Here is a 15,842-nt window from a genome sequence, read left to right as displayed (position 1 = left end):
CTTCCCTGAGGGACAGTTGCTCACACCGAGAGCTCGCCTGGCTCCTGGGGCAACATCCGGCCGGGGGGCCACATGTCTCGACACACGATGCTCATGACGTTGATGGGTGGGCTGGTCCTGGGGACCGGTTGCCCTGATGTCTACGGGAAGGGTGGCAAGCTCGACCGGGCGATGGAGAAGGACATCAATGACAATCACGACGAGCGAAAGCGTGAATGGAGGAATCAAGGCATGGAGGACGATGAGGAGGAGAGCTGTCCTGAGGGCAAGGTGAAGGTCCGCGACTGCATCTCATTGCCATGCAAGGTGGAGTGCAAGTGAGGTGGGGCACGATCATCGGTGGAATTGTAGGGGTCGTGCTGCCCGTGCCCCTGATGCTGCTCATTGAAGCGATGCACCGGGAGCAACCGCTGACGCTTTCCCCGAGTGAGTTGATGGCACTCCAGACTTTCGGGCATGACTGCTGGAGACAAGAGGACTGCGAACCTCCGCTTGGGTGCTTGTACTTCGCGGGTGCTCGCACAGGTTTCTGTGGTGGCGGCATGTGCCAGGCGGACTTCCAGTGCGGTCAGGATTGGATGTGCCAGACGGTGCGGACGCTAGGAAATGGAGCGCCGGTACAAACCTGTGTGCCTCCTGGTCTGAGGAAGGAAGGGGAGGCGTGTGTGCAGTCCCTGGGGATGGATGAAGAGACGTGCGCACTGGGGTTGCGCTGCAACGAGGGATGGTGCGGTCGTCCCTGCCAACCAGATGAGTCCACGAGTTGTCCAGAGGGCTTCTTCTGTCGGGAGGGCGTGGACGGACCATCGTGTCTTCCCACGTGTGAGGCTCGGGGTTGCCCCGAAGGCCAGCAGTGCACCACCCTGGGCGAGGGCATCTCGGTCTGTGCAGTGGTGCGCGGGGAGAATTGCCAGAAGGTCCCCTGCCCCGACGACAGCCTCTGCTCTGTCTGGCCGCCTCGTTACAAGGAGTCACGCCTGGTGCTGAAGATGGCCTGCACCCGTATTTCCTGCGGGGAGGGCGAACCCACCTGCCCCCCAGGTACCTCCTGCATTCAGGGCGTGTGTCAGCGGCGTCACCCGTAGCCCTGTGTGCACTCAGCGGAGCTCGCGGAGGAAGCCCAGTTCGAGGTAACGGGGTATTTTCTCATGCTCCCGGAGTACTCGAACTCTCAGTTCGGGATCCTCGTTCCAGCGCTCTCGTGTAGTCCGGAAATAATTGACTGGCCTTACCATCTTCTTCACGGACGGCCAGTAGCGTTCCAGGGTCATGAGGCACCGGCGAGCTGCGAAAAGCTTGGTGACCGCGATAACGCTGCCGACGTTCTCCAAGCCGAATGCGCGATTGATGATGGGCAGCGCAAATTCGACATTCTCCCCCGTGTTGGTCGATTTCTCCTCAGTGAGGATGTTCTCGTTGGGAACGCCGCGCGCTGCAAGCAGCCGCCGCATGACCTCTGCTTCCGGCTCGATGAGCCTTCCAGTGAGCCCTCCCGTCGCGATGATCCTTCGGGCCATGCCGCTCCGCCACAGCTCCGCGGCAGCGTCGGCCAGTGGCTCACAGTGATGGGGCGTGCCGAAGACGAACACCAGCTCCGCCGGCTCGAGCGGCGTGATCGGCATCACGTAGTCCGCGATTTTGCGAATTTCGTCTGGAGACAAATCGGTCCGCAAGGGGGCGCCTCTCGTAAGCAGCCGAGCGACACTACCAATGGAACATGAACACAGGGCAGGGATGTGTTCGGCTGGTCACCTGCAACCCGTTCTGATAAGTTGTGTCGCGCTATGTGGAGCCTCCTACTTCGGCGGTCTACCCTGCTTCTCTCCCTCGTGGCATCCGTGGCCGTGGCCAGGGACCGCGAACCCCGCGTGAGGAACGTCTACATTCGGGACAGTCCAAAGGACGAAGTGGAGCGGGTCTACGTCACCAGGCAGGTGGTTACTGTGCTCCGGTTCGAGCAGCCTTGTGACCCAAAACGAACGAAGATGCTGGGCTGGGAAGGCCGCTTCGAACCCGTGGAATGTGCCGGAAAGAGGGTGCTTGTAGAGCCGCTCCAAAACCTCGAGCCCGAGGATCGCTTCCTCTTGTTGGTAACGCTCGCGGACGGAAAGGAGCTGCCCTTCACCGTCACGGCCATCAGGGAAAAGGAGCGGGAGCGGCCTGACCAACAGGTGAACGTGTTCCTCGACCCTGAGACCCGAGATGCACTCCGGGCACAGCTAGAAGATACCCGCACCCGAGAGCAGCTTTTCATGGAAGCAACCAGGCGTCATTGGCAGGAAGACACGGAAGACCACGCGCTCGCCAGACTCCTGAAGAAAGGCGCTTGGAAGCTCACGCCGTTCCGTCCGCGTAAGCACTGGTACTTCAAGAACAAGGGAACGGACATTGAAGCCACCGTACTCACCGGCAAGGCCAAAGCGGCGGTCTTGTTCCGTGTGACGAATCACGATCCGTCCAGGTCCTGGAGTCTGGCGGAGGTTCGCCTGTTGACCACGCGGCCAGGGGAGAAGCCTCCCTTGTTGTTCAGTGAGGCGAAACCCTTTGCTCTACAAGCTGACCGGGACGAGATTCCCCCAGGCGCATCCGGTTTTGTTGCCGTCGTCGTGGACGGTAGTGCCTTCACTTCGCAAGAAGGTCCCTCCGACCTGACCGTGGAACTCTACCGCCATGACGGTCTGATGGAGACCCATGTTCTTCTAGATCGTCGTCTTGTCCGTGAGTAAGAGCACCCGTCATGCCTTCGAACAGAGCACGATTCCCACTCGCGTTTGTGGTCCTGCTTCTCGTGACTTCGGGCTGCCCTTCTGGGGGCGTATTCTTGCGACCAGACGGCAGCCCCGGACCGGAGAAGTGCCCGGAAGAAGCCCTCAAGGCGATGCGGATTCTAAGACTCCGGGTGGGTGATGCGGCTTCCGTGGAACTGGATGTGAATCAGACCGACACCAGCCCCATTACGCTGTACGACGGACCTGTCGAGAGCATGTTGAACACGGAACTCGGACCATTATTGGAGTCACCCACCCGGCTTTACGGACGGGTGTGGACGAGTGGCCCGCAGGTCGTCGTCCGGTATTACGAAGCGAAGCCTCCGGACGGAGATGTCATCCCTATCTGCGCGGTGGCGAGGCTCGGAAATGGCCAACTCAGGAAGCTGCCCGGATCGAAGCCTGGAATGGCCACGCTCGAATTCTCAGGAGCAGGGGTCTACATCGTAGACTCATTCCGGTGAGTGAAGAACACCTCTCTTTCCATCGTCCTTGGGTTCCTACTGCCTATGGCCAACGCTGCTGGCGAGACGATGATTGTGAATTCCCGCTTGGACCCGTAGTCCGCCACCTCATGGCCCGGTGTGCTCAGCGTTTTCGCGCGGAGAGAAGCCCTTCGACGAGAGCGGCGATGGCGCTTCGGTAGTCCGCAGCGGACGCTCCCGAGTCGATGGCCAGCGCCGCGCGGTCGAACGCAGCTGACAAGAGTCCCGTCAGCGCGTCGACTGGCCCCTCGGCGATCGCGCCTTCACCCATCGCCGCGGCCAGTCCCTCTCTCAGCGTGCGGCCTGCGTGACGGAGGTCTATCGCGTCCATCTCCGTGCGGCCGAGCACCGCTGGACCGTCAAGGAGCAGCAGTCGCGTGCGACCCGGCACTGCCATTGCCGCGAGATAGGCGTCCGCTCCGGCGAGCAGCGCTCGGCGGACCGAGAGCGCCGGCGGTGTGGCACGCTCGATCTCCTCCGCGACGGCCTGCGCCTCGTGCTCGACTACGGCCCGGAAGAGCGCCTGCTTGTCCTCGAAGTGGTGATACAGCGCTCCCCGGGTCACGCCTGCTGCGGTGGCGATCTCGGGCGTGCTGGTCTCGGCATAGGACCGCTCCGTGAAGAGCTTGCGTGCGGCTGCGATCAGGTCGCCACGCGTCACCTCCGTCCGCTCACGGTTCGAACGCCTGCCTGTCCTGCTGCTTGCCCTGCGTTGCATACATTCAGCCTGTATGTTAGTGGACCAGAAACATACAGATTGTATGTCGGACTGAGAAGGAGCGAAAGAGATGAGGACGAGCTCTTACTACCCCGTGTTGCTGGCCCCCGACGTGGCCCAGGCCGCGCGCTTCTACGTCACGCACTTCCGCTTCAAGCCGTTGTTCGAGAGCGACTGGTACGTCCACCTACAGTCAGCCGAGGACCCGAGCGTCAATCTCGGCATCGTCCGCAACGATCACGAGACGATCCCCCCAGAGGGGCGCGGGAGGATCTCCAGCCTGCTCCTCAACTTCGAGGTGGACGATCCGGACGAGGTCTACGCGCGCGTCCAGGCGGCGAACCTGCCGATCCTCCGCACGCTGCGCGACGAGCCGTTCGGGCAGCGCCACTTCATCACCGTGGATCCAAATGGAGTCATGATCGACGTGATCAAGCCCATCCCGCCGACGGCTGAGTTCGCCGCGCAGTACGCCAACGAGGCGCTGCCGCGCTGACGACTCGACGGGGTCCCCACTCCGAGCATTCTTGCAGGGCGTGTGTCAACCGCGTCACCCCGGGTCCCACCCCTCCTGCTCCGCGTGCTTTTTCTCTCGCGCGCCTGCCTCGCCGCGTCTACTCAGGGGAGGTATTTTCTCCCCCTACCCCCAGGAGGCTTCCGCTCCCATGGCCGCGCTCACCTTTGGCTTCCTCATGGATCCGCTCGAGACGGTCCGGGTGGACCACGACTCCACCTTCGCCCTCATGCTCGAGGCCCAGCGTCGCGGCCATCAGGTGCGCTACTTCGAGCAGCCCTGGCTGCGCTTCAGCGGCTCCTGTGCCGAGTCGCGCATGCGCACCGTCACCGTGCGTCGCGAGCCTGGCCGCCACTTCGACATCCTCGACGAGCAGGTCCGCCCCATCTCGAGCCTCGACGTCCTGTTCCTGCGCAAGGACCCGCCCGTCGACGCTGACTTCATCCAGGCCACCCAGCTCGTCGAGCTGTGCAACGGCAAGGCCCCCGTCTTCATCAACAACCCCACTGGCATCCGCGACGCCAACGAGAAGCTCTTCGGCCTGCGCTTCCCCGAGCTCATGCCCGAGACGCTCATCGCCCGCGACCTCGCCGTGCTCGCCCAGTTCGTTGCCCGCCACCCCCAGGGCACCATCCTCAAGCCCGTCGAGGGCTTCGGCGGCCAGGGCATCGTCTTCCTCCAGCCCGGTGACCGGAACACCCGCTCGCTGCTCGAGGTCCTCACGCTGGGTGGGCGCAAGGCCATCGTCGCCCAGGCCTACCTCCCCGAGAGCCGTCAGGGTGACAAGCGCATCATCCTCGTCGACGGCGAGCCCCAGGGCGCCGTGCTTCGCGTCCCCGCGCAGGATGACCATCGCGGCAACATGGCCGCGGGTGGCACTCCCGTGAAGACGCAGCTCACCGCGCGCGAGCGGGAGATCTGTGCCCAGCTCAAGCCCTCGCTCCAGGAGCGCGGCCTGTACCTCGTGGGCATTGACGTCATCGGCGACTGGCTCACCGAGGTGAACGTCACCAGCCCCACCGGCCTCGCGGAGATCGACAAGCTGGATAACACGAACGTCGAGGCGAAGGTGATCGACGTTGCCGAGCGGCTCGTGGGCGAGCGGCGGTAAAGGATGGCGACGTACAACATCTCCTTGGCGGATCTCCGGCAGGACATCGCCGGAGTCATCCCGGCCGGGCTCGTCCTGAGCTGGAACGAGCAGGACAAGACCTCCGCCCGGCACGAGCAGTTGCTGGCTCCGTTCCGGACGCGGGGCACCCTCGTGTCCACGGACTCGGCGGGACTGTCCACGTTGAGCCAGCGGTACACCCTGGCCCAGGTGTTGAAGCTCGTCTCCGAGCCCAAGGAGGTGCTCCACTCCTACGGGACCGCGATTGGCGGTGAGGCCATTGGCATCTGGGCGGCGGACAACTCGCAGATGTTCTTCGCCGAGGCGATCGCGCCGTCACGGGTTGTCATGCAGATGCTCGCGGCGCAGGCCCGGGTGAAGGCCCTGCGGGTCCAGGTCGGCATCGGTATCCACGCGTGTGAATGCTACAAGGTCGGTGGTGGGCTCTTCGGCGCGGGAGCTGACTTCATTGAGGAGATCGCGGAGGACGCGACCTCGGGAGGAGAGATCGTCCTGTCCGAGGCGATCCTCGAGCACCTCACGGGTCCGGTCCGTGACGCGGCTCGGGTGCGTGAGGATCTCCACGAGGCAGGCTCGCTGTGGTCGCTGATGGGCTACCCGGGACACGTGGACGCCGTCGAGGGAGACAATCCCCACTACCCGACGCCTTTTGACGCGGCGTTCTTCCAGCGGCTGCGCTTGGCTTCCTTGGAGGAGCTCGGGAACGAGGCGTTTCCCGAGTACCGGAAGAACCGAACCGTGGCGTTCGTGAAGGTCTCTCACGGGGCGCACGAGTTCCTGTTGGATTCGTTCACGGACATGTCGCTCATCCACCTCGCGGTCCGTCGCATCGCGTCGTCCCATGGGGCGGATGTCGTGAAGTCCAACGGCTCTCTGGCGATCGTGCTCTTCGAGGAGGGCCGTGAGGCGTTCGCGTTCGCGCGCGACATCATCGAGGAGAATCGCGCCCTGGGCTTCAACGCACACGTCGGGCTGGCCCATGGTGAGGTGTATCTCTTCCCACTCGCCAACGGTGAGCGGGAGATCGCCGGCCATCCCGTCAATGTCGCCTCCAAGCTCGCGGAGGACTCGGGCCTGGAGGGAGTCCTCGTCGAGAGCTCCGTCGGGCTCGGAGCGCTCGCGCAGCAGGGCGAGCCCTTTCGTCTGACCCTGTCGAAGGTCGAGCTGACCGGGCATCGCTTTCCTGTCTGAAGGCCGCCGAGTGAGGGAAGCTCCCGAGCCCCACCATATTCCATGCGCTGGGGTACCTGGGAACCCCGCCGATCGGTGAGCGAGAGCCCCTACCTGCTGGGCTTCTCAGACGTGAGCACCTTCACCCGCGCCTTCCACCGCTGAACGGGTCGGCCCCAGCCGGTGGAGCGCGTCCGAGCACGCGCCCTGTCCCCGAGCCATGCCCCGCTCCTCGGGACGTGGCCGTCAGGAAGTGTAGCTGCGCCAGGATGGACCCGGCCTCAGTTCATGGCGTGTACAGTTCTGTGGTGGTGAGTCCACCGCTAGAGGCAGTATAGCCCCCGGTGACGAGGATCGTTCCCGAACTCAGCAGCGTCGCTGTATGAGCGTAGCGAGCCGAGGCCATCGAACTGGCGGCGGTCCAAGTATTGGTGGCTGGGTTGTACAACTCCGCCGTGTCGAGTGCTCCAGACCCGTCAAAGCCTCCGGCGACGAGGAGCATTCCCGAACTCAGCAGCGTCGCCGTCGGAGCGTAGCGAGCCGAGGTCATGGAACTGGCAACGGTCCAAGTATTGGTGGCCGGGTCGTACAACTCCGCCGTGTTGAGTGGTCTGGACCCGTGGTTGAAGTCATCACTCCCTCCTGTGACGAGGACCTTCCCCGAACTCAGCAACGTCGCTGTGTGATCATAGCGGGCCGAAGCCATGGAACCGGCGGAGGTCCAGGTGTTGGTTGCTGGGTCGTACAGTTCCGCCGTGGCAAGTACGCTAGACGCAGAACCACCGCCGATGACGAGAACCTTCCCCGAAGGCATCAATGTCGCTGTGTGGTGATAGCGGGCTGAGGCCATGGAACCGGCGGAGGTCCAGGTATTGCCGGCTGGGTTGTACAACTCTGCCGTGTCAGAACCACCACCAGTGACGAGAACATAGCCTGACGCCAGTAGTGTGGATGTGTGATTGGATCGAGCCGAAACCATGGAACGGGCGATCTCCCAGGTATTACTGGAGGGGTCGTACAGCTCCGTCGTGGCGAGCGGGTTCAACCCGTCAGACCCGCCGGTGACGAGAACCTTCCCCGAACGCAACAGCGTCATCCTGTGGTCGTATCGAGCCGAGCCCATGGGAGTGGTTGTTTTCCAAGTATTGGTAGGGGGGTCGTACACCTCCGCCGTGGCGAGCGGTCGAGAGTTACCGAGATAACCACCGGTGACGAGAACCTCGCCCGAGGTCAGCAATGTTGCCGTGTGGTTATAACGGCGATCGACCATGGAGCCCGTTGAGGCCCAAGTGTTCGTCCCCGATTCGTACACCTCCGAGTTACTGGCCTCTGGGTCAACATGGCCACCCGCAACCAATACCTTGCCCGAGGGCAACAGCGTGGCCGTGTGGTAGACATGATAGTTTATCATACTAGTGGTGGACGACCAGGTGCCGGACTCCGGGTCGTACAACTCCGCAGTATCGATAGCCTGATTATTACTTCCCCACCCACCGACTACCAGAACCCGGCCTGAGGGCAGCAGCGTGGCCGTATGATTGTAGCGACCGCCGACCATGCCGCCGGTGGAACTCCAAGTGCCAGTCGCTGGATCGTATAGCTCAGCTTCGGTGTAGCTGCCATTACTGGTCATACCTCCCGCTACTAGAACGCGGCCCGAGGGAAGCAGTGTGGCCGTATAGTAATGATGGCTAAAGATCATGCTTCCAGTCGCTGTCCAGGTACCTGACTCAGGGTCGTAAATCTCCGCCGTTGTAAGGAGCCCACTGTCGCCAAACCCGCCCATCACCAATACTTTGCCCGAGGGAAGCAGCATCGCCGTGTGGCTGGTGATGTATCTAACAGTCATGTTGCCCGTGGGTGTCCAACTGCCCGTCGTTGGGTCGTACAACTCCGCTGTGGCGCCGCGTTTACTAGTGCCGCCCACCACCAGAACCTTGCCCGATGATAGCAGTGTGGCCGTATGCTCCACCCGTGCGGTGGTCATGCTTCCAGTTGGTGTCCAGGTGTCAGTGGCTGGGTCATACAATTGCGCAGTGGAGAGTTGTCCACTAGCGCCCATGCCACCTGCCACTAACACCTTGCCTGAGGGCAGCAGCGTCGCCGTGTGATTGACACGAACCTCAGTCGAACTGACAGTGGGCATCCACGTGCTCGTCATTGGGTCGTACACCTCCGGGTTGATGCTCCCTGATGCAACAGAGGGAAAGCCACCCACCACCAGGACCTTGCCAGAGGTCAACAACGTGGCTGTGTGGTTGTAACGACCCATCACCATACTGGTGATGGGTGTCCACTTCGCACAGTCTGGGATGCCGAAGGCGGAGAAGTGTGTGGAAACCGAGAGGTTGAATGCATTGGTCACCGTGGCCGTAAAGGACACAGGAATTCCCGACGTCACGCACGGTGGGGCTGTCCAGACGAGTTGACTTGTGGTGGCGCTATCTTCAGGGGCTTCGAAGGTTCCGATGCTGGCCGACCAAGAGAACCGGAGAGCACCACCTTGAGGATCTCGAGCGGAAACGCGGAAAGTCAGGCGCCCTCCTGCCAGGACATAGGATGAAGGCTGGGGCCCATCGATGATTTCTGGCGGCTGAGCCCATCCGTCACTGCCCCCGTCGGTGAGGCCCGTGTCACCGCCATCCGTGGTGGATTGCGAGCCACATCGCGTTGGGTTGCGCTGGCAAAAGTCGCTCTTTTCGCGGTTGAAGTCGATACAGCCAGAGAGGAGGACCAGTAACCCTCCCACCAGTCCCATGCAACGCACAGGCGTACTCACGGCCACCTCCCATACACGAATGCGGACGTCCCATTCGTGCTCAAGCCAAGTTCCACCTTCTGCGGCTCCGCGGGCTCACCGAGCAGATACATGCCCGTTGCAAGGCCCAGCCCTACCACCCCCGCGCCAGCCAATCCCATACCCACTGCCTGATAGGTACTTCCACGAGAGGCGCTGCGCTCTACGTCCTGCAGGGTCACGAGGCTCGAGTCGTCGCCACGCAGCTTGGACTGCTCGTTCCTGGCCAGTGCGTAGAACCCGCCTCCACCTGCCAACAGCACTCCGCCGAGAGCTGCCGGCAACCAGGCCCGGCTACGCATGCCGCCACTTCTGGCGACTTTCGTTACAGACGTAGGACTGGCTTCCGTGCTCGAGGGTGCCTGTGCCTGGGGAACTGCTTCAGTCGTTGGGTGCGGTGGCGAGACGGACGCCACAGGAGAAGCAAGTTGCACCCTGGCCGCCAGAGGCATTCGCGTTGGTACGTCCTGTGGCGGCACCTCAGCGGGCGGGCGCTCCGACACAGGTGGCTGTGCTTGGGTCAGTGCCGGGTCGCGCCTCGCCTGCGCAACTTCCTTAACAAAGGACGGGGGCGCGGCCTCGGTTGCCTGGAGGCGCTGGGATGCGGACACGGTGGAAGGCTCAGGTTGCAACTCGGCGAGAGGCTGGTTCACTGAGAGGTCTTGCGGCTTGACCTTGACGGGCGAGTGGTCCGCTGCAGGGACCTGCGTGTGGGCTCCAGGGTTGCGCACTGCCTGCTTCGCCATTTCGCGCTGCACCTGTTGGCGCACAGACTCGAACGCTTTTTCAACCTTGGGTGCTACCTTCAGGGGCAGCTTCGCGTCAGGCTGGAGGAAGAGAGCCGCTTTGAAGGCTGCGGAGGATTCATCCGCCTTGCTGAGGTCTGCCAGGATGACCCCCTCATACAGAGAGAGGAGCACATCCTCCGCTTTGGTACGGGAGAAATGCTTGGCGCGGGAAATCTGCTCTAGCGCGTGTTCAAACTCAAGGTCCTCATAGAGGCGGCGCGCGGAGAGGATATAGATTTTTACCTCCTCGTGTTCCTGGGCGTGTGCCGCCAGCGGTATGAGAGAGAGACAACCCAACAGCACCAGTACGAGAAACACTAGCTGGCGCGAGGTTTCAGAGGAGCCCATAGGTAATGCGGGTGACGAATCTTTGTGCATGGGCTAGCCCCCTTAGCATCGCCAGACGCAAGGCCGGAAGTGACATCTGTTCGGGCATAGAGCTTGTTCCGACGGGAGCCAACGCGATCAAGCCACGTTTGGAGGGAACGGTCTGAAATCTAAGCGGGAACAGGTTCCAAGCGTGAGCAAGACATGTCGATCAGGACTCTGGGGCGCAATGTGCCTGAGGACCCACGCGTTCGGAGTTCGTGGTGCACACCTGCTGATCTCCTGTCGGTCGCAGGGGCTACGGATGAGCAGTTCGTGGAACCAGGTGGTGCACACGTCCTACCCTGGCGCCACGCAGTGCTACTCGGGACATGGCCGCCAGGAGCTGTAACTAGGAGTTGTAGAGCTGCATGAACAGCGAAGCGCAGGTGCTTCGGGCTCTCCTGCACCAGGAGCGCGAGTAGTCGGTTGTACTCGCGAACTCCTGCGTTGAACCACTGGATGTAACGGGGAACCTCGGGGGCTTGGACATTCGGGCGACATCTCGCGCAGCACGCGGCCGCTGCCACCATCCGGATTTGGATGCTTCACGCCCATGAAGTCGACGGTGGTTGCCATCACGCCAATCACCTTACCCCGAGCGATCCCTGGCCCGTGGAAGAGCAGCGGAATCTGCTCAGAGTCCTCGAACCCCCTTCTAATGACCCCATGAGACGAGGGGATTTCCACGGAGTTTGGAAGCGGACGCGGACTTCTGAGTGAAGTGGCGCGGGTCTCTGGTGACGGGTGTCACCACCCCGGTGACGCTTGTCATCGGTCAGGGCGAGGGCTCACGCTCACCAGGCTTCGTCGGAGCGTGACTCAACTCCTTTAAATCCAGGGGTTTGGAATGAGCCCGGTTCCCGCGGGGAGGTTGGAACGCCCCATGCAATGTCCCGCATCAGGCGCACACATTCCAAAGGACCCCGCGATGAAGCTCTCTCGCTCTTTCTCCAACCCCCTTTCCTCCCTCTCCCGGATCGACACCCCCTCGCTCCCGAGGTCCCCGAGCACGCCCAACCTGTCTCTCCGCTCCCCGAGCACGCCCCCTGCCATCCGGGACGGCTTCGACGCCCGGCCCAAGGCGCCCACGGTGGAGCAGCTCCAGCAGGGGCGCGCCAACCTGAGGCCCACCGACTACGGCATGGTGCATCCGGATCTGCCGGGGATCCGCACCCGCCGCGATGGGGCGTCGGCGGCTCAGTTCACCGATCTCACGCAGGACGCCCGGGCCTCCGTGCACGAGCTGATGGCGAAGGACAACGGCCGGCTCATGCTGCAGGACATCAACAGCCGCACCTCGCACCTCAACCCTGGCAGGGTCGGCACGCCGAACCAGCCGCTGACGGCGGTGGACATCTACTCGGGCCGCAATGCCCAGATGCCGATGGCCCACAGGCCTCGTCACGACGGCACCATGGACTCCATCCGCAACGCGTACCGCTACGACGGCGTCCCTGGCGCCGGGCAGGCCAGCCGCATCACCTACGACGAGACGGCCCCGAGCGCGAACCGGTTCAACAGCCTGGGCCACGAGGGAGTCCACGCCTGGCGCGCGGCCAATGGCCTCCAGGTCAGCCCGCTGGAGATCAGCCCGAAGGCCAATGCCCCCGTCATCCGGGACAATCCCCCGATCGTCGGACAGGCCATCGGCCACCACTCCCACATGCAGGAGGAGTTCGAGACCGTCGGCCTGCGCCCCACCCCGCACGCGCCCCACGGCTGGGCTCCCAACGAGAACCTCATCCGGCAGGAGCATGGCCTCCCGTTGCGCAACGACTACTCGGGACAGACCCCCGCGAAGACGAATGAGATCCTTCGTCCCATCGACGAGGGGACGGACAATCGCTCCTGGTTCGCGCAGAGGTTCGGGAATCAGCCCTCGCCCGTCGGCGACCTCATCCACCACCTGGAGGGCTAGTAGGTAGGACCCGTCTCCGCGGCGAGCTGCTGGAGCGCCTTCTCCCAGGTCGCTCCGCGCTCATCGTCCTGCCAGCTCGTCACGGCGCTGCCGCCGCGGCTCACCAGGCTCACGCGAGCGATGGCCTGCGCGTGCGCGGGGCTGCCGACGAACTGGTACATGGCTTCTTCGTCCTTCCAGATGGTGAACGTGCGTTTGACGTTGCAGCGCGTGGATTGAGCGAACTGGACCGCCACGAGCCCCTGTTGCTGCTGGAGGGTCTCGTCGATGGGGCCCATGAGCTGCTGGAACTCCGCTTGGGCTTCCTGTGAGTGCCCCATGCGCAGATAGGTGCTGCTCATGATGTAGGTACCGGGCGCGAGCTTGCCCTGGGCGTCGACCCCTGGGCCCTGGAGGGGACTGGATTGGAAGTCGGACTCCATTGTGTCGCGCGTGCAGCCTTCGTCACTGGGGAGCTCAGGGGGTGGCTCCTTCGGGGGCGGTGGGGACTCCGAACCACCACATGCGGCGACAGAGAAAGAGAGCAGCGCTGCTGCGAGGGTACGCTTCATGATGTGACTCCTTGGAGTGAATGGGGACTGCGGGACGTCAGGGAGTGGCGGGCGCCGCGGACCGGACGGTGCCGAACAGGAGCGGGGAGAAGTCGCGGCCCAGGCGCTTGGAGTGGAAGTCCTCGGAGCGCGCGAAGATCCGCACCTGGACCTCATCCGCCGCCGAGGCGGTGGAGCTCAGCGTGGCGACCCAGTGCCGCGCACCGGCCGGATCCCTCACGCGGAGATAGAGATAGGAGCCGGCGGGCAGGCGCTCCTCGACGTGACCGGTGAAGCCGAACCTCGCCGACGGCTCGAGCGTGTAGTGCTCCAGGGGATTGCCGGAAGGCTCCTCGGACCCGAGCGTGTGGGCCGCCGCGAGCCCTGTGGTGAGCAGGACCCCGCAGACAATGACCGTTCGTCGCAGGCCGAGGAAGCGACGGTCCCTCCCGTTCGCCTCCGGCCCGAGCTTCTGCGCTGCGTTCATGGTTTCGCCCCCAGGTGTCCTGCTTCAACACCCCGGGCTCGCGAAACTGTTACCCGACAGCGCTCTTTGGAGGTTCGGTGCGTCGTCTTCTCATGTCGCATGCCCGGGAAACTACGGTCCACGCCGTTCGTCTCCGGCTCGAGCCGACACACGGCACGCGCGAGCGGACGAGCGGCACGTGCTGGCGGATGAGTGGTCCGGCGCCTCGAGGAGGCCGAGCTACTCCTTGAGACCCAGCGCCGCCTTCACCGCGGACAGGGAGCGACGGCTCACACGCGCGGACTGGCCATCCTCGAGCTCGACCTCGTGGATGCCCTCGTTGCTGCGCAGGGCCTTCACGCTGCCGAGGCGGATCAACTCCCCCCGGTGCACGCGCAGGAAGCCATGGGAGCGCAGCCGCTCCTCAAGCAGGGACAGCGGCTCCTCGGTGCAGTGCTCGTCCTGGTCCGCGCGGAAGAGCGTGTATTTGTCGCTGCTCCAGAAGCGCGTGATGTCGCGGGCGTCGAAGAAGCGACTCACCCCGCGCGTGACGGTGATGATGCGAGTCGATGGTCCCCCGCGATGGGCCACCACCTCCAGCGCTCGGGCCGCCGCCTCCTTCGTCGCGAGGAGCCGCTGGCGTGCGCGCTCCACGGCCGCCATGAGCCGCTCGGGCCGCACCGGCTTGAGCAGGTAGTCGACCGCGCTCACCTCGAAGGCCTGTACGGCGTACTCGTCGTAGGCGGTGATGAAGATGAGCGGCGGCAGATCCGTGTAGCGCTGTGCGAGCGAGAGCCCATCCAGCCCGGGCATTCGGATGTCTAGCAGCATGAGCTCGGGGTGCAACGTCTCCACCTGCCGGAGCGCCTCTTCCCCATCTCCGGCCTCTCCCACGACCTCGGTGCCCGGGATGCCTCCCAACAGGCGGATCAGCCGCCTGCGCGCTGGTTCCTCGTCGTCGACGACCAGGATCCTCATGCCGCCACGCCCTCCACCGGAATGGCCATCCGCGCGAGGCAGCCTCCCCCCGGTGCCGTCTCCAGGGCGAGCACTCCGCGCTCCCCATAGAGCAGGTGCAGGCGCTCGCGGAGGTCCTCCACGCTCGTCTGGCTTCCGCGGTGCTCCGAGGCGCCGGGCCCCGGCCCATCATCGAGCACCTCGAGGGAGACCCGCTCCCCCTCGTGCCGCACGCGGACGAGCACGCTGCCGCTGCGCCGGTGGGCCATGCCATGCAGGATCGCGTTCTCCACCAGGGGTTGCAGGATGAGCGGCGGGACTTCGAGCCCGGCGGCCCGTTCGTCGAACTCGACCCGCGTGCTCAGGCGCGAGCCGTACCGCGCGGATTGGATCTCCAAATAGTCACGCACCATCTCCACCTCGCGCTGGAGCGTGACGAGCCGTGTCTTCGAGCTGTCGAGCGCATAGCGGAAGAGATCGGCCATGCGCTCGAGGGTGCGCTCCGCGAGCTCGGGGTTCTCGGGGATGAGGCTCGCCACCGTGTTGATGCTGTTGAACAAGAAGTGCGGGTTCGTGCGGCCCTGGAGCGCCTTGAGCTGGGCCTCGAGCGCGGCCTGCCGCTCCAGCTGCGCCATGCGCTCGATGTTCCAGGCCTTGTTCCTCAGGCGCTGCACGACGAGCGCCGGGAGGATGTAGATCCACGAGATGATGATGCACTCGATGATGAACGTGGGCCGCGCCACGCCCACCACCAGATCGGACATCCTCTTGGAGAGCAGCTCCTTGAGCTCGAAGATGCTCGGGGCGAGCAGGAGCGGAACCGCCGTCGTGACGACGACGTGCAGCGTGCCGCGAGCCAGGGGGGTGCTCAGGCGTGGCACCACCTTGGGCAGCACCCAGAAGTAGAGCGCGTGGAAGACGGCCGAGAGCAGGAGGAAGGGGACGTAGACCCCCGCGATGCGCAGGAGCGCGGTGTCCAGGGGCAGCTCGAGGAGGTTCTCGAGGAGCAGTGGCGCGGCCGCGAGCGGCGCGATCGGGTAGAGCCAGGGCAACTCGCGAGGCAGGAGGTCTCCCCCGCCCGGTGGGATGAGCTCGAGACGGCTGCTTCGGCTGCTGGCGGAAGGCCTCTCCATACGAGGCGGAGCGTAGCGGGCCTCGCTTCCAGGGACCAACCTGCCCCGATGGATGGTCCCTCCTGGCGGATGAGCGGTCGTGGACTGGCGCAGGAGC

At 64.2% G+C, this 15,842-nt stretch carries 15 protein-coding genes; 7 read left to right on the top strand and 8 right to left on the bottom strand.

From position 1 onward, the window contains the following. Nucleotides 1-72: 72 nt before the first annotated feature. A complete protein-coding gene (locus F0U60_RS00335) occupies nucleotides 73-321 on the top strand; it encodes a hypothetical protein (RefSeq protein ID WP_395812705.1) in 249 nt (82 codons plus the stop codon). Nucleotides 322-1,097: 776 nt separating this feature from the next. On the opposite strand, the gene F0U60_RS00330 is transcribed toward F0U60_RS00335, so the two are convergent. Continuing rightward, nucleotides 1,098-1,673, bottom strand: a complete 576-nt coding sequence (locus F0U60_RS00330; RefSeq protein WP_395812703.1) for a YdcF family protein — start codon at nucleotides 1,671-1,673, stop codon at nucleotides 1,098-1,100. 111 nt (nucleotides 1,674-1,784) lie between these two features. Here F0U60_RS00330 and F0U60_RS00325 point away from each other — a divergent pair, with 111 nt between their 5' ends. Together F0U60_RS00325 and F0U60_RS00320 are read left to right on the top strand one after the other, a co-directional pair. Further along, on the top strand, nucleotides 1,785-2,726 hold the full coding sequence (locus F0U60_RS00325) for a DUF2381 family protein (RefSeq protein ID WP_395812701.1): 942 nt from the start codon (nucleotides 1,785-1,787) through the stop codon (nucleotides 2,724-2,726). An 11-nt stretch (nucleotides 2,727-2,737) separates the two neighbouring features. Continuing rightward, the gene (locus tag F0U60_RS00320) at nucleotides 2,738-3,232 is read left to right on the top strand and encodes a serine/threonine protein kinase (protein ID WP_395812699.1); all 495 of its coding nucleotides are present in this window, start codon (nucleotides 2,738-2,740) and stop codon (nucleotides 3,230-3,232) included. Between the two features lie 124 nt (nucleotides 3,233-3,356). Here the strand turns inward: F0U60_RS00320 and F0U60_RS00315 are convergent, their stop codons facing one another. Beyond that, on the bottom strand, nucleotides 3,357-3,914 hold the full coding sequence (locus tag F0U60_RS00315) for a TetR family transcriptional regulator (RefSeq protein WP_395812697.1): 558 nt from the start codon (nucleotides 3,912-3,914) through the stop codon (nucleotides 3,357-3,359). Nucleotides 3,915-4,041: 127 nt separating this feature from the next. Between F0U60_RS00315 and F0U60_RS00310 the strand changes: the two genes are divergently transcribed. From F0U60_RS00310 to F0U60_RS00300, 3 genes are all read left to right on the top strand, one after another. Continuing rightward, on the top strand, nucleotides 4,042-4,467 hold the full coding sequence (locus F0U60_RS00310; protein WP_395812695.1) for a VOC family protein: 426 nt from the start codon (nucleotides 4,042-4,044) through the stop codon (nucleotides 4,465-4,467). A gap of 169 nt (nucleotides 4,468-4,636) precedes the next feature. Further along, entirely contained in the window at nucleotides 4,637-5,596 is a 960-nt protein-coding gene (gene gshB / locus F0U60_RS00305) for a glutathione synthase (RefSeq protein ID WP_395812693.1), read from the top strand. 3 nt (nucleotides 5,597-5,599) lie between these two features. Continuing rightward, entirely contained in the window at nucleotides 5,600-6,808 is a 1,209-nt protein-coding gene (locus F0U60_RS00300) for a hypothetical protein (RefSeq protein ID WP_395812691.1), read from the top strand. Nucleotides 6,809-7,073: 265 nt separating this feature from the next. On the opposite strand, the gene F0U60_RS00295 is transcribed toward F0U60_RS00300, so the two are convergent. Together F0U60_RS00295 and F0U60_RS00290 are read right to left on the bottom strand one after the other, a co-directional pair. Continuing rightward, nucleotides 7,074-9,566 carry a kelch repeat-containing protein gene (locus F0U60_RS00295; RefSeq protein WP_395812689.1) on the bottom strand — a complete coding sequence of 831 codons (2,493 nt, stop codon included), beginning with the start codon at nucleotides 9,564-9,566 and terminating at the stop codon, nucleotides 7,074-7,076. Next, nucleotides 9,563-10,750 (bottom strand): hypothetical protein, encoded by a 1,188-nt coding sequence (locus F0U60_RS00290; RefSeq protein WP_395812687.1) that lies wholly within the window; start codon nucleotides 10,748-10,750, stop codon nucleotides 9,563-9,565. Before F0U60_RS00290 ends, F0U60_RS00295 begins: the two co-directional genes overlap by 4 nt. 919 nt (nucleotides 10,751-11,669) lie before the next feature. On the opposite strand from F0U60_RS00290, the gene F0U60_RS00285 reads away from it, so the two are divergent. Continuing rightward, nucleotides 11,670-12,659 (top strand): M91 family zinc metallopeptidase, encoded by a 990-nt coding sequence (locus F0U60_RS00285; RefSeq protein WP_395812685.1) that lies wholly within the window; start codon nucleotides 11,670-11,672, stop codon nucleotides 12,657-12,659. Here the strand turns inward: F0U60_RS00285 and F0U60_RS00280 are convergent. The 4 genes from F0U60_RS00280 to F0U60_RS00265 all read right to left on the bottom strand — a co-directional run bounded on the left by F0U60_RS00280 (nucleotide 12,656) and on the right by F0U60_RS00265 (nucleotide 15,745). Beyond that, the gene (locus tag F0U60_RS00280; protein WP_395812683.1) at nucleotides 12,656-13,210 is read right to left on the bottom strand and encodes an antibiotic biosynthesis monooxygenase; all 555 of its coding nucleotides are present in this window, start codon (nucleotides 13,208-13,210) and stop codon (nucleotides 12,656-12,658) included. The two genes, F0U60_RS00285 and F0U60_RS00280, sit on opposite strands and share 4 nt — an antisense overlap. 37 nt (nucleotides 13,211-13,247) lie before the next feature. Next, a complete protein-coding gene (locus F0U60_RS00275) occupies nucleotides 13,248-13,676 on the bottom strand; it encodes a hypothetical protein (protein WP_395812681.1) in 429 nt (142 codons plus the stop codon). A 219-nt stretch (nucleotides 13,677-13,895) separates the two neighbouring features. Further along, a complete protein-coding gene (locus F0U60_RS00270; RefSeq protein ID WP_395812679.1) occupies nucleotides 13,896-14,633 on the bottom strand; it encodes a LytR/AlgR family response regulator transcription factor in 738 nt (245 codons plus the stop codon). Continuing rightward, nucleotides 14,630-15,745: a sensor histidine kinase gene (locus F0U60_RS00265; protein WP_395812677.1), complete on the bottom strand. Its 1,116-nt coding sequence runs from the start codon at nucleotides 15,743-15,745 to the stop codon at nucleotides 14,630-14,632. Before F0U60_RS00265 ends, F0U60_RS00270 begins: the two co-directional genes overlap by 4 nt. Between the last annotated feature and the right edge of the window lie 97 nt (nucleotides 15,746-15,842).

It is taken from the genome of Archangium minus (genome assembly GCF_044360475.1).
GTDB classification, from domain to species: Bacteria; Myxococcota; Myxococcia; order Myxococcales; family Myxococcaceae; genus Archangium; species Archangium minus.
This window is presented reverse-complemented; position numbering and strand designations above follow the sequence as displayed.

Excerpts from the sequence above, each read along its gene's own strand:
- F0U60_RS00290 (WP_395812687.1), bottom strand. The coding sequence starts at position 10,750 with ATGCACAAAGATTCGTCACCCGCATTACCTATGGGCTCCTCTGAAACC.
- F0U60_RS00325 (WP_395812701.1), top strand. The coding sequence starts at position 1,785 with ATGTGGAGCCTCCTACTTCGGCGGTCTACCCTGCTTCTCTCCCTCGTG.
- F0U60_RS00270 (WP_395812679.1), bottom strand. The coding sequence starts at position 14,633 with ATGAGGATCCTGGTCGTCGACGACGAGGAACCAGCGCGCAGGCGGCTG.
- F0U60_RS00300 (WP_395812691.1), top strand. The coding sequence starts at position 5,600 with ATGGCGACGTACAACATCTCCTTGGCGGATCTCCGGCAGGACATCGCC.
- F0U60_RS00275 (WP_395812681.1), bottom strand. The coding sequence starts at position 13,676 with ATGAACGCAGCGCAGAAGCTCGGGCCGGAGGCGAACGGGAGGGACCGT.
- F0U60_RS00280 (WP_395812683.1), bottom strand. The coding sequence starts at position 13,210 with ATGAAGCGTACCCTCGCAGCAGCGCTGCTCTCTTTCTCTGTCGCCGCA.
- gshB (WP_395812693.1), top strand. The coding sequence starts at position 4,637 with ATGGCCGCGCTCACCTTTGGCTTCCTCATGGATCCGCTCGAGACGGTC.
- F0U60_RS00320 (WP_395812699.1), top strand. The coding sequence starts at position 2,738 with ATGCCTTCGAACAGAGCACGATTCCCACTCGCGTTTGTGGTCCTGCTT.
- F0U60_RS00310 (WP_395812695.1), top strand. The coding sequence starts at position 4,042 with ATGAGGACGAGCTCTTACTACCCCGTGTTGCTGGCCCCCGACGTGGCC.
- F0U60_RS00335 (WP_395812705.1), top strand. The coding sequence starts at position 73 with ATGTCTCGACACACGATGCTCATGACGTTGATGGGTGGGCTGGTCCTG.
- F0U60_RS00285 (WP_395812685.1), top strand. The coding sequence starts at position 11,670 with ATGAAGCTCTCTCGCTCTTTCTCCAACCCCCTTTCCTCCCTCTCCCGG.
- F0U60_RS00265 (WP_395812677.1), bottom strand. The coding sequence starts at position 15,745 with ATGGAGAGGCCTTCCGCCAGCAGCCGAAGCAGCCGTCTCGAGCTCATC.